The 12276-nt window shown below is 61.7% G+C and carries 9 protein-coding genes, 5 tRNA genes and 1 riboswitch; of the genes, 7 read left to right on the forward strand and 7 right to left on the reverse strand.

Annotated features, from left to right (window positions below; translation table 11 throughout):
- Positions 1–10: 10 nt before the first annotated feature.
- The 6 genes from IU367_RS04165 (at position 11) to IU367_RS04190 (ending at position 958) form a co-directional block, all read left to right on the forward strand.
- Complete coding sequence (locus IU367_RS04165; protein ID WP_223955721.1) at positions 11–142, forward strand: glutamyl-tRNA synthetase; 132 nt, start codon at positions 11–13, stop codon at positions 140–142.
- Between the two features lie 237 nt (positions 143–379).
- Positions 380–455, forward strand: a tRNA-Ala gene (locus IU367_RS04170).
- A 28-nt stretch (positions 456–483) separates the two neighbouring features.
- Positions 484–559 (forward strand) — tRNA-Ala (locus tag IU367_RS04175).
- 64 nt (positions 560–623) lie between these two features.
- Positions 624–699, forward strand: a tRNA-Ala gene (locus IU367_RS04180).
- Between the two features lie 59 nt (positions 700–758).
- A tRNA-Ala gene (locus tag IU367_RS04185) sits at positions 759–834 on the forward strand.
- A 48-nt stretch (positions 835–882) separates the two neighbouring features.
- Positions 883–958: transfer RNA gene (locus IU367_RS04190), tRNA-Ala, on the forward strand.
- A gap of 139 nt (positions 959–1097) precedes the next feature.
- Here IU367_RS04190 and IU367_RS04195 read toward each other — a convergent pair.
- The gene (locus IU367_RS04195; protein ID WP_274453511.1) at positions 1098–3242 is read right to left on the reverse strand and encodes an ExeM/NucH family extracellular endonuclease; all 2145 of its coding nucleotides are present in this window, start codon (positions 3240–3242) and stop codon (positions 1098–1100) included.
- A gap of 295 nt (positions 3243–3537) precedes the next feature.
- Positions 3538–3623, forward strand: a riboswitch (cyclic di-GMP riboswitch).
- A 116-nt stretch (positions 3624–3739) separates the two neighbouring features.
- Between IU367_RS04195 and IU367_RS04200 the strand changes: the two genes are divergently transcribed.
- Complete coding sequence (locus IU367_RS04200) at positions 3740–6775, forward strand: glycosyl hydrolase family 18 protein (protein WP_420796492.1); 3036 nt, start codon at positions 3740–3742, stop codon at positions 6773–6775.
- A gap of 373 nt (positions 6776–7148) precedes the next feature.
- Here the strand turns inward: IU367_RS04200 and IU367_RS04205 are convergent, their stop codons facing one another.
- The 6 genes from IU367_RS04205 to IU367_RS04230 form a co-directional block, all read right to left on the reverse strand.
- A complete protein-coding gene (locus IU367_RS04205) occupies positions 7149–8384 on the reverse strand; it encodes a tetratricopeptide repeat protein (protein ID WP_274453512.1) in 1236 nt (411 codons plus the stop codon).
- Positions 8385–8395: 11 nt separating this feature from the next.
- Positions 8396–9031: an energy transducer TonB gene (locus tag IU367_RS04210; RefSeq protein ID WP_043138091.1), complete on the reverse strand. Its 636-nt coding sequence runs from the start codon at positions 9029–9031 to the stop codon at positions 8396–8398.
- A gap of 16 nt (positions 9032–9047) precedes the next feature.
- Complete coding sequence (locus IU367_RS04215; RefSeq protein ID WP_010633018.1) at positions 9048–9455, reverse strand: ExbD/TolR family protein; 408 nt, start codon at positions 9453–9455, stop codon at positions 9048–9050.
- A gap of 67 nt (positions 9456–9522) precedes the next feature.
- Complete coding sequence (locus IU367_RS04220) at positions 9523–10050, reverse strand: MotA/TolQ/ExbB proton channel family protein (RefSeq protein WP_043138094.1); 528 nt, start codon at positions 10048–10050, stop codon at positions 9523–9525.
- Positions 10051–10060: 10 nt separating this feature from the next.
- Positions 10061–11434, reverse strand: coding sequence for a MotA/TolQ/ExbB proton channel family protein (locus tag IU367_RS04225; RefSeq protein WP_274453513.1), 1374 nt, complete (start codon positions 11432–11434; stop codon positions 10061–10063).
- Complete coding sequence (locus IU367_RS04230; protein ID WP_098982590.1) at positions 11431–12195, reverse strand: DUF3450 domain-containing protein; 765 nt, start codon at positions 12193–12195, stop codon at positions 11431–11433. Before IU367_RS04230 ends, IU367_RS04225 begins: the two co-directional genes overlap by 4 nt.
- Between the last annotated feature and the right edge of the window lie 81 nt (positions 12196–12276).

Genomic DNA, 12276 nt, shown 5'->3' on the forward strand with positions numbered 1-12276 from the left:
CCGTCGCACATTGCCGTCACCGGTCTGGGGTAATCTCTCCCCCGGCATCGACGCCGTGATGGCGCTGGTGGGCAAGGAGCGGGTACTCGCCCGCATTGATCGCGCCCTGGCGTATATCGAAGCGCGTATGGCTGCTGAATAAGTGCCTGTGATGGCATGCAAAAGGGCTCCCGCGAGGGGGCCCTTTGTTTTTGTTGGCTAACCAGATTTGTGACATAAAACAGCGAGATAGCGGTAAGGTTGCCGGTAAAAACAGCTAACTGATTGAATTTTGACTAAACGCGCCAATCGGCGTTATTTTTGGGTTGACAGCAAAGCGGGTGATGCCTATCATGCGCCTCCGTTGCCGGAGATAACTTTGGTAGCGCCGAGGTGAGTTGGGGTTATAGCTCAGCTGGGAGAGCGCTTGCATGGCATGCAAGAGGTCCGCGGTTCGATCCCGCGTAGCTCCACCAAATTCTCCTCGAACAATCTGGAATCCAAGGGGTTATAGCTCAGCTGGGAGAGCGCTTGCATGGCATGCAAGAGGTCCGCGGTTCGATCCCGCGTAGCTCCACCAGGTTCCTGATTGAAGATGAAGTACCCAGGGCAGTGCGGTGTGTATCACCCAGGCCGACCTTTGTGGGGTTATAGCTCAGCTGGGAGAGCGCTTGCATGGCATGCAAGAGGTCCGCGGTTCGATCCCGCGTAGCTCCACCACTATTTGCAGTAAAGGGCAACCGGCCGCCAGAACCGGTTGTCTAATGAAGAAAGAATTTGGGGTTATAGCTCAGCTGGGAGAGCGCTTGCATGGCATGCAAGAGGTCCGCGGTTCGATCCCGCGTAGCTCCACCACTATTTGCGACAGATGGCCGCCAGAACCATTTGTCGAGTACGAAATTTGGGGTTATAGCTCAGCTGGGAGAGCGCTTGCATGGCATGCAAGAGGTCCGCGGTTCGATCCCGCGTAGCTCCACCAAATTCTTGTTACAAGAAGCCGAAAGGCCACCGTTATCGCGGTGGCCTTTTTGTTTTGGCTCATTCTTGCGTCCAGCCCGTTTCTTGCCCGTAAAAAAGCCCGCATCGCAGCGGGCTTTTGGCGTTATGGCAAGGCTGCATCAGCCGCGGCGGCGACGCCAGGCCAGCGGCAGCAGGGCCAGCAGCAGGGCGCCCATGGCTCCACCACCGCCGTTGCTCTCTTCCTTCAGCTTGAGGTCGACGATGATGGGATCATGGTCGGAGGCGCTGAACGGGTTGCCGGACTTGATCATGTCGCCGCTGAAGTCACGGCCGTACTCGAACAGGTTGCTCTCGAACGAGTTGATGTGCCAGTCGGCGACCGCCACTACCTTGCTGGCCAGCGCCGGGTTGGCGAGGGCATAGTCCAGGGTGCCGAGCTCGGCCTCGTAGCTGTAGGAGATGGCCTTCTCCTTGTTGAACTTGACGTTCATGTCCACCAGGCCGTAGCTCTTGCTCACCTCGCTGCCGGTCTGCTCAAAGACCTGAGCGCCGAGGAAGGTCTGGGAGGCGGAGACTATCTTGCGCTGGCCCTCGGTCGGCACATAGTCGGTCAGCACCCGGATCGCATCTTCCCGGGCGTAGGAGTTGAAATCCCCCACCAGCAGCACCTGGCCCGGCAGTTTGTTCACCGCCTCGCCCAGCACCTTGGTGGCGCTGACCCTGAACTCGGTGCACTTGCCCTGCAGATCGGCCGGCTCCTTGCCGTCCAGGTTCTCCAGGCAGCCGGATCCCTTGGATTTCAGGTGGTTGACCACCAGGGTCAGCGGCTCCTTGCTGCCCTCGACGGTGAAGCTCTGCACCAGGGAGTCACGCTGGGAGGCCTGTTTCTCGACCCCTTTCGCATCCAGGTATTTCTGCACCGGCAGCGTGATGACGCCGGCATCCCCCTGCGGCGTCAGCTTGGCGGATCGGTAGATCATGGCCACCATGATGGCGTCGCCGCCGAAGAAGCGCTCGTTGCCAAGCAGCGCCTTGGGCAGGGCCACGAAGGCGTACTGCTTGCTGGCATCCTTCTGCTGGGCGTTGAGGCTTTGCACCAGATCACTGATGGCGGAGTGGCTGTCGAAGCCGTTGTTCTCCATCTCCATCAGGCCGAGCAGGTCGGCATCCATCTCCGTGATGGCGTTGACTATCTTGGTGCGCTGCAGCTGGAAGTCTTCCAGGTTCTTGGCACCGCGGTTGCAGCCCTTGGCGCTGTCCGCATCCGCCTGATCCTTGCACAGCACGTTGAGGGCACCGCCCACGCTGGAGTGGCTGGTGAAGTAGTTGAGCACGTTGAAGCTGCCGACGCGCAGATCGGTGCCATCGGCACGGGCCGGGGCGCTCTGGCGGTCGTTGTCGCTGGTGCGCAGCAGATCGCCGGCGGTGATCACCTGATCCTGCGGCACTATCAGCCGGTACTCGTTGTAGCTGTAGCCCACCAGCGCATCCAGGTTGACCGGGGCATCGCCGATGCGCAGGTAACCCTGCTCCGGTTCCCAGGCCGGCAGCCAGGGCAGTTTGCCGTCAGCGGCCTTGAAGTCCGATTCGAGGAACACCCGGTTGTTGGCGTTGGCCTTGGCCAGTGCCTTGGCGGCCTTGCTGTCGGCATCGTGCAGCTGGGTCGGCTTCATCAGCGGCGCCTGGTGGGAGAGCACCAGGTTGTTGCGTTTGGCGGCGTAGTCATAGCTGAAGTTGCGGCTTATCTTGAGCTCGCTGTCAGCATCGAGGCGCACCCGCATCCCTTCGTGACGCTCCAGCGCCCGGGCCAGGGTCTCGTTTTCCAGTACCCGCAGCGGCACGGCGGCAGGGGCCGTCCCCTGGGCGAGGACTCGCAGGCGCGGGGTGCCGCTGTCAGCGACCGGCTTGAGCTGGGTGTGGTTGTAGTACTCCTCGACCTTGGCCTCCAGGCAGACTTCGGCACCCGGCTTGATGTCCGGGTACTTGCTGGCGAAGTTCTTGTCGTTGAGGTAGACGAAGATGCCGTCCGAGGTCTGGGGGTTGCCATCGCCCTGCACGTCCTGCAGGTAGAATCCCTTGTTGAGGCTCTCGCCGAGGCCAGAGACCACCGCCTTGACCATGACGCTCTGGGGGCTCTCGAACTTGTCGCTGGGAATGAGCGGACTCTTGTCGCCGCTGCCCTGAATGACGGGGATGGGGGTGAGGGCACTGTCGGCCGGGCAGCTGAAGCCGGCGGCATGGAGGGACGGGGACGCGAGCGCAAGCCCCACGGCCAGCGACAGCAGGGTACGTGTTCCTTTCATAACGGTTCCTTTTTTATTTTTGCCAGTGTATCCATAGCCTTGGCTCATTGGCCAAGGGCGCGCATTGTCACATTTCCGGCATGTCATACCAGTGAGCCAACGCACATTACGGGGATGCAAATGAGGGCAATCTCGGTTTTTTTGACTTGGCTAACAGTATGAAATTAATGACAAAATCATTAATTCACTCAAGGCGGGAAACTGTGATCTGGCTGGCATCCACATATTTTTCTTCGAGAATGAAGATTGAGACTCGGCTGCTTGATTCCTATACTCGGCTTGTTCCTCACGGAACCCAGGTAAAGGGCAAACCGGCCGAGATGCCGGGACGCAATGCCTCCGGTCTCAAGATCAGTCGATCCAGATAGCGGGGCTTCCCGGGGTGAGGGTGGTGTCTGTGGCAGGTCCATTGCCAGTTGTCTGCCCCCCATCACGCAGGTTGCGATTGTTCTTTGTCCTGGTGACCAATGCCAAGACAAAACAAGGAAGATAACAATATGCAACAGACCTTTAGGCCCAGCAGGCTTGCCATGCTGGTGGCCCTGGCTGCCATGCCCGCCTGGGCACAAGCCGCGTCTTATCCCGCCTATCAGGCCGGCACCGCCTACAAGGCTGGCGATATCGTCAGCAACGCAGGCTCCCTCTACGAATGCAAAGAATTTCCCTACTCCGGCTGGTGCGGGGCCTCGCCCTATCACTACGCTCCCGGGGTGGGAGTGGTCTGGGCCGATGCCTGGAAGCTCTATGGCGGCGAGGTGCCACCACCGGCGCTCGGACTGGCGATCAGTTCGCCCGCCGTTGGTAGCGCTTTCAACGAGGGCGCATCGGTGGCGCTCGCTGTGACCCTGAGCGGCAACAGCAGCGCCCTGGTCAAGGTCGAGTATCTGGTCGATGGCAAGCAGGTCGCCTTGAGCAGTGCATCCCCCTGGTCGGCCGGCTGGGTTGCTACCGGTGTCGGCCCCCATCAACTCAAATCTCGTGGGCTGGACAAGGATGGCAAGCTGCTGAGCGAGGCGGATGCCAGTTTCAGCGTCAACGCCGTGGTGGCGCCTGAGGCGCCCAGGGTGAGCATCAGCAGCCCGGCCAGCGGCGCCAAGGTGACCCTGGGTCGCAGCGTGGCGGTCAGTGGCAATGTCACCGATGCCAACAACGACGTGGCCAGGGTCGAGCTGTTCGTCGATGGCAAGAAGGTGGGTGAAGACACCAGCGCCCCCTGGCAGGTGAACTGGACGCCCCAGAGCAAGGGCGCTGCCGGCCTCAAGCTGGTGGCGACCGACAAGGAGAACCTCATCGGCGAGTCGGCCCAGGTCGACGTGCAGGTGGAAGAGGCGGCCTTGCCACCCACAGGTGGCAACCTCTCCTGCGACATCCGCCAGATCTATCGCCCGGACGGTTACGAGTGCATGGGGGATGACCATGCCCGTCGCGTCATCGGCTACTTCACCTCCTGGCGCACCGGCAAGAACGGTCTGCCCTCCTATCTGGTGAGCGACATCCCCTGGGACAAGATCACCCACATCAACTATGCCTTCGCGGCTGTGGATGAGCAGAGCCACCTGATCAAGGTGGACGACGCCGCCACCAAGATGACCTGGAACGGGGTGCCGGGCGCCGAAATGGACCCGGAATTCGCCTATCAGGGCCACTTCAACCTGCTGTCGAAGTACAAGAAGCAATATCCGGACGTGAAGACCCTGATCTCGGTGGGAGGCTGGGCCGATACCCGTGGCTTCTACACCGCCACCACCAAGGGTGACTGCTCGGTCAATACCGCCGGCATCAGCGCCTTTGCCGACTCGGCGGTGAGCTTCATTCGCCAGTACGGCTTCGATGGGGTGGACGTGGACTACGAGTACCCCACCTCCATGAAGGATGCGGGCAACCCCAACGACTTCCCGCTCTCCAACCAGTGCCGGGCCAAGCTGTTCGCCAACTACGAGGTGCTGATGAAGACCCTGCGGGCGCGGCTCGACAATGCCGGCACCGAGGACGGTCGCAAGTACATGCTGACCATAGCCTCGCCGGCGTCGGCCTACCTGCTGCGCGGCATGGAGAACTTCCAGGTCACCCAGTACCTCGACTACGTCAACCTGATGACCTATGACTTCCACGGCGCCTGGAACCACTTCGTCGGTCACAACGCGGCCCTGTTCGACAACAATGCCGATCCCGAGCTCTCCCACTGGGGCGTCTATAGCCAGGCCCAGTTCGGCGGCATCGGTTATCTGAACGCGGCCTGGTCGGCCCACTACTTCCGTGGCGCCCTGGCGGCCGGCAAGATCAACGTGGGTGTGCCCTATTACACCCGCGGCTGGCAAGGGGTGAGCGGCGGCAGCAACGGGCTGGGCGGCAAGGCGGCCCTGCCGAGCCAGAACGAGTGTCAGCCCGGCACGGGTGGCAGCACGATTCCGTGCGGCAACGGGGCGGTCGGCATCGACAACATCTGGCACGATCTGGACAAGAACGGCAAGGAGATAGGCGGTGGCGCCGTGCCCATGTGGCATGCCAAGAACCTGGAGAACGCGGCCAGCCTCGGCATCACGACTCTGCCGAGCTACGGCACGGCCTGGGGTCTGGATCCCAACAATCCGGCCCACGTGATGCAGGGCAAGTACGTGCGTTACTACGATGACAAGGCGCAGGCGCCCTGGCTGTGGAACGCGGAGAAGAAGGTGTTCCTCTCCACCGAAGATGAAGAGTCCATGGGTCACAAGCTGGACTACATCATCAAGCGGGGTCTGGGGGGCGTCATGTTCTGGGAGATGGCAGGCGACTACGCCTTCGATCCGGCCAAGAACGAGTACGGCATGGGCAGCACTCTGACTACCCTTGCTTACGAGAAGTTCGCCAAGGCGACCAAGTACAACACCAGGCAGAACGATCTGGCGGCACCGAGCGCCCAGCTCGACATCGCCGTGAGCCTCTCCGGCTTCAAGGAAGGGGACTCCAACTACCCGATCAACCCGAAACTCAAGCTGGTCAACAAGTCGACCCAGACCATCCCGGGCGGCGCCAGGATCGAGTTCCTGGTCCCCACTTCCACCTCTGACACCATCACGGATCAGAGCGGTATGGGGCTCAAGGTGGTGGAGAGCGGTGGCAACGACAACTCCGAAGGCATCGCCAACGAGAAGGACTTCCACAAGGTCGCCATGACGCTGCCGAGCTGGCAGACCCTGGCACCGGGTGCCGAGGTCGAAGTCGCCATGACCTACTATCTGCCGGCCGCCGGCGTGCCGAGCGGCATGCGCATCATCAGCGGCAGCCAGACCATAGGGCTCAAGGCCGAGTTCCCGACCCTGCCGGAGGCCGTACTGGGCTCGGGTGGCGGCGAGAATCCGGGCGGCGCCACCTGCAGCAGCCAGAACGTCAACCCGGCGGCCTACAAGGCCTATCCGAGCTGGCCGCAAGGGGATCACGCCAATGGCGGCGATCGCATGACCAACAACAAGGTGGTATGGCAGGCGAACTGGTGGACCAGCAGCGAACCCAAGGCCACCGATGGCAGCTGGAAGCTGGTATGTAGTTACTGATAACCCCTGCATGAAATCTGGGCTGCCGACGCCATTCGTAGCAAGGCAGCACCAGCAAGCGGCATGACAATCCGGAGCCCAGGCTCCGGATTTTTTTATGGCGGAATATATAAAGAGGGGAATAAAAAAGACCGCTCCGAAGAGCGGCCAATTGCCACCAAGGCAACCTGCGGGGCGAACCCCTTGTTATCTGCGACGGGCGGGGAGGGCGCCTGCCCTGCCGGGTGCCATGACGTGATGGCCGAGGCCGGGTGGCCGGGCCGTCACGCGGTTCGCGCCTCTAGGGGGACTGCGCCACCCTGCTGCGCTAGGCCGGGGCCTTGTTTATTGAGTGACGGCGCCGCCCCCTTGCTGCGCTAGGTCGGGGCCTTGTTTATTGAGTGAGGGCGCCGCCCCCTTGCTCCTTGAGGAAGTTGATCCAGGGGGAGGCGCGGCCACTGACGTTGCCATTCTGGGCGGCCTGGGTGAAGGCGCTGAGCGCCTCCTTCGGCTTCTGTTGCTCAAAATAGGCGACCCCGGTCAGGAACTTGAGATCGGCGCGCTGTTCACCATTGGCATTGGCCGCAGGCTTGGCGGCCAGGGCCACCAGATCCTGATAGCGTTTGCTCTGGATCATCATGCGCGCCATCTTCAGTTGCAGCTCGGCATCCGGAGCCAGCTTGTAGGATCTCGCCAGGGTATCGATGGCGGGATCCAGCTCCTTGGCCTGATGCCAGTAGTTGGCCAGCGCCTTGTAGTTGGCCGCGTTGCTCTCTATGGTGCCCTCCTTCATCGCCTTCTCCATCACGCGGGCGGCGCGGTGGGGAATGCCGGCGAAGGCCAGGTAGTTGGCCAGGCGTTGCAATTCGGCCGCCTCGGTCAGCATGCCGAGGTTGTAGGCGGCCTCCAGCGCCGCCAGTGCCTTGCCATCGTTGCCCGCCTGCATGTGCATGGCCGACAGCTGGGTCCAGTACTTCTTCTTCTCCGGATAGCGGTCGACCAGAGCGGTCAACACTTCGGTGGCCGGCTTGTACTGTTTCAGCTCGTAGTGGGCCGCCATCTTGAGCAGATACCAGGATTCCGGTGCCTTGCCGGCGGAGAGCTTGATCGCATTGTCCACCGCCGGTATGGCTTCCCGATATTGCTTGAGCTGCACATGGGCGTTGGCCAGGGTGATGTAGGCGTGCGGGGTCGGCTTCTCGTCCTTGCCCAGGCTCGCAAACCACTGATTCATGGTGCTGATGGAGGCCTTGAAATTGCCCTCCGCCATGTAGAGCTGGGCCAGGTTGTAGCGCACCTGCTGGGCCACGGGTTGCGGCAGGCCGCCGGTGGCGATGGCATCGGCGAAGTACTTGGTCGCCTGACCGTACTTCTCCTGCTGCGCCGCCACGAAGCCCAGGGTCTGCAGTATCACCCCCTTGTCGTAGACCCGCTCGCCGGCGCCGGACAGCGCCTCCTGCAGCTTGGCATTGGCCTCGCCGTATTTCTTCTCGGTGATCAGTGCCTGTGCCTTGTTGACCGCGCGGTAGGCGCGGTCAGAGAGGGCAGGCTGCTCGGCGGCCCAGCTGGCGGTGCAAAGCAGCACCGCCATGGCGACCGGGGCGAGGATCAGGGTATGTAACTTTTTCATCGCCACCTTCCTTAGTTGACCGCAAACTCGATTTCTTGCTGCATGCGGGTGGCCTGCGCCTTGCCATCGACCATGGCCGGTTTGAACGTCCATTTGGCGATGGTCTTGCGCGCCTCCTTGCCGAGGTCATAGCTGCGGGGCTCTTCTTTCACGATCCGCACGTTGCTGACGGTGCCGCGTTCGGTGACGGTGAACTCCACCAGCACCTTGCCGGAGGCGAGTCCTGCCAGCGCCGCCTTGCGGGGCATCATGGGTTCGAAGGTCGCCATCGGGATGGCGCCGTTGTTGCCACCCATGCCGCCACCACCGCCACCGGTACTGTAGGCACCGAGGGCGTTGCCGCCGCCTATGTTGACCGGGATGTCGAGTTTGGGCATGTCCATCGGCGAGCTCTCCATCTGCGGCCGATCCGTGCTGGCCACTTCCATCTCGGGAGGGGGAGGCGGCCGGTTCGGGGGCGGCGGTTTGGGCAGCTCGCGTTGTCTCTCTTGCAGTGTCTCCTGAGGGCGAACCCGAATGAAGTCGGTCATGCTGACGTCTTCGGATTCCACCAACTCCCGGTGATCCGGTGTGATGAGCTTGTTCATTCCCAGAAACAGGAAGAACACCACCACACAGGAGACAGCCAACGATATCAGGTATCTCATGGTGCTCGCTCCGGCATCAGCTGCTCTTGCTCGCCGCGATGGAGATGTTCTGGACACCGGCCATGCGGATCTGATCCATGACCTGGACCACCAGACCTGAACGGGATTCGGTATCGGCCTGGATCACCACGGCGCTCTCCGGGTTCTCGGCTCGCAGCCGCTCTATGTTGGCGCGCACTGCGCCCACTTCGACGATGCGCTTGTCGACCCAGACCTGGCCGTTTTCACGGACCGCAACCATGATGTTCCCCTTCTTCACCGTCTCGGCCGTGCTGGCGCTCGGGCGGTTGATCTCCACACCGGACTCCTTGACGAACGAGGTGGTGACGATGAAGAAGATCAGCATGATGAACACTATGTCCAGCATGGGGGTCAAATCGATGGCCGCCTCATCAGCACTGCTGTCGCTGTGACGTTTTCTCATGGCAAAAACTCCTTGCTTGTTCTGTGCCCCCGCCAGACTCGCGCCCGGCGGGGGAGTGCATCCTGCATCAACCGTGTTTCAGGTTGTCTTCCAGCTTCTCGACCGCCAGCTTGGCCTTGTGATCGAGCTGGTTGACAAAAAACAGGCCGGAAAGGGCGGCAATCATGCCCGCCATGGTCGGTACCGTCGCTTTTGAGATGCCCGAGGCCATCGCCCTGGGAGAGCCGGTGCCCGTGATGGCCAGGGTGTCAAACACCTGCACCATGCCGACCACGGTTCCCAGCAGCCCCATCAGCGGGCAGAGCGCAATCAGTACCTTGATGACCGGCATTCCCTTGTCCACCGCCATGGCGACCCGGGAGACCAGCTCGCGCCGGATCTGCCTGGCGGACCAGGAGAGGTGGTCGCTGCGGGCCAGCCAGGCGGCTTTGGTCTGCTTCACCTGCTTGGGATAGACGGTCATGAAGTAGAACCAGCGTTCCAGCAGCAGGGCCCACATCAGCAGGGTCAGGAAGAACAGGGCGACCAGTACGTCGCCCCCCAATCCCAGAAACCGGCGGACCGACTCGACTTCTTCAATCAACCAGAACCACATGGGTGACTCCTTAGGCTGCGGCCTTGGCGGCGTGCAGATTTTCCTGATAGCGGGCGACGAAACCGGCGCTCTGCTCTTCCAGGATCTGGATGAGACGGCGGCTCTGGGTCTGCACTATGGTGTAGAGGAACAGCATGGGCACGGCCACGACCAGACCTTGCATGGTGGTGACCAGGGCCTCGGAGATACCGCCCGCCATCAGCTTGGGATCGCCGGTACCAAACAATGTGATGGCCTGGAAGGTGGCTATCATCCCGACCACGGTACCGAGCAGACCCAGCAGCGGTGCGACCGAGGCGATCAGCTTGATGATGCTGATGCCCTTCTCGAACTTGGGCACGTTGCGCAGTATGATCTCGTCGAGCTTGGATTCCAGATCCTCAATGTTGTCGCCACGATGGTTCTGGTAAGCCCCCAGCATGTCGCCTATGGGGTTGCCCTTGATGATCTGATTGGATTTCAGCTGCTTGCGCATGGATCCGCCGATGAGGGAGAGGCGGGCGCCGCAGAACAGGGCCAGCAGGGTGCCGAGCACGCCGAGCACCATGATGACGTAACCCACTTCACCACCCTGATCGACCCGCTCCTTGAAGGTGGGGGATTGAACCAGCAGGGAGAGGATCACGCCGCGAGACGGGTCGACGAAGATGGGCTTGACGCCACCGCCACCCTGCTCAAACTCGGCGATGGGCTCCAGCACCCCCTTATCCGGTTGACGGGGCAACTGCTCGAACTTGCCGGTTTCCGGCACGAACGTGAGGTACTTGCCCTCGGAGACGGTATTGAACTCACCTATCTGGGTGACCGTCTTCTCGGCCTGGTTGCCCTCGCCGTACACCACGGTTGCCTGTATCTGGCTCACCTTGCCGCCATCGACCATGCGGCTGAGGGTGGTGGTCCAGAAGGCGCTCAGATCATCGCTGGAGGGCAGCTCCTTGCTTTCTGCCAGGCGGGTCAGCAGCTCCGCCTGTTCCGGGTGTTCGACCCGGCGGGCTGAGGCGTTGAAGATCCCCTTGAACTCACCGGCAAACTGGCGCAGCACGCCAAACATCTCGCCCATGTTGCCGGAACGCTGGCGCAGGGTGTCGGTCAGCTCGGTCAGCTGTTTGTCGTTGGCATCGAAGGTGGCCTTGAGCTTCTCCCCCTTGGCGGTTTCGGCGGCAAGCTCCGCCTTGGCCTTGGCCAGCAGGGCGCCTTGCTCGTTCTTGTCTGCCAGGAAGCGGGCTTCCCGCTCCTTGTTGAGCTGGGATTCGCTGGTACTGGCGGCCTTGACCTGATTGAGCAGGGCGTTCAAGTCCACCGGTTTCTCGGCGGCAGTCACCGGCAGAGTGATCAGGGTGGCTCCCGCGATCAGGGAGGCAATGGCAAGTTTGATTCCTTTCATGATGTTTTCTCCGCAGTTTGAACCGGCAGCTTGATGAGCGCGGGGGGCGCCTGCTTCTTGGCGATACGCAAGCCCTGTTCTACTGCACTGCGATACTCCTGGGGCAACTCTTCCCATTGACGGGTCTTCTTGTTCCACATGCCGGTCTCATTGCCATCCGGGGACTGGTAGAGCAAGGCGATGCGGCCGACCCGCAGGAACTCATAGGTCTTCTCGGTGCCGGCCTTGTCCAGACTGGCCTTGTAGGATTCTATGGTTCGGCTGAAGCCCTCCTCGATCTGGTAGGCCTCCAGGATCTTGCGGTACTTCTCGGAGATGGTGACATCGGCCCGGTTCATCAGATCGGTCAGGGCCGCCACGCGGTCCTCCCGCTCGACCTTCTGGAACGGCAGATCCAGAGAGACGAACTGATCGAGGGAGTCGATCATCTTGAGCATCAGGGGCACCACTTCGGTGCTGGTCTGGTCGATCTGGGCGATCTGGCGCTGCATCGAGGCCAGCTCTGTGGTCTGGGAGTCGACCATCTTGCCCACTTGCTCGTTGTAGGTGCGCAGACTGTCGACCTGACGCAAGGCGGCCTTGTACTGCGCCAGGGCAGACTCGGCAGACTCGGCGTAGTTGTCGATCTTCTGCTGGGAAACTTTGGATGCATTGTCGGTGGCGGCTTGAGCGTCCACTGCCTGACCGGCAGAGGCGGCACTCAGATTGAAGCTGGTCAGCAAGGCGGCCGAAACCAGGCTGCCGAGGAGCGCTTTCTTCATTGTAATTGTCCTTGTCTTCATAGGATTACCCTATCTCCGTAACTTCCTTGGAACCTTGGGCAAAGCCGGCCCGACCGGGCC

Origin of the sequence: Aeromonas bestiarum (assembly GCF_028751155.1) — a bacterium.
In the GTDB taxonomy this organism is placed as follows: domain Bacteria; phylum Pseudomonadota; class Gammaproteobacteria; order Enterobacterales; family Aeromonadaceae; genus Aeromonas; species Aeromonas bestiarum.

Bases quoted from the DNA above. Each gene is read 5' to 3' on its own strand.
- IU367_RS04215 (WP_010633018.1), bottom strand. From the start codon at position 9,455: ATGAGAAAACGTCACAGCGACAGCAGTGCTGATGAGGCGGCCATCGAT.
- IU367_RS04195 (WP_274453511.1), bottom strand. From the start codon at position 3,242: ATGAAAGGAACACGTACCCTGCTGTCGCTGGCCGTGGGGCTTGCGCTC.
- IU367_RS04200 (WP_420796492.1), top strand. From the start codon at position 3,740: ATGCAACAGACCTTTAGGCCCAGCAGGCTTGCCATGCTGGTGGCCCTG.
- IU367_RS04230 (WP_098982590.1), bottom strand. From the start codon at position 12,195: ATGAAGAAAGCGCTCCTCGGCAGCCTGGTTTCGGCCGCCTTGCTGACC.
- IU367_RS04210 (WP_043138091.1), bottom strand. From the start codon at position 9,031: ATGAGATACCTGATATCGTTGGCTGTCTCCTGTGTGGTGGTGTTCTTC.
- IU367_RS04220 (WP_043138094.1), bottom strand. From the start codon at position 10,050: ATGTGGTTCTGGTTGATTGAAGAAGTCGAGTCGGTCCGCCGGTTTCTG.
- IU367_RS04205 (WP_274453512.1), bottom strand. From the start codon at position 8,384: ATGAAAAAGTTACATACCCTGATCCTCGCCCCGGTCGCCATGGCGGTG.
- IU367_RS04225 (WP_274453513.1), bottom strand. From the start codon at position 11,434: ATGAAAGGAATCAAACTTGCCATTGCCTCCCTGATCGCGGGAGCCACC.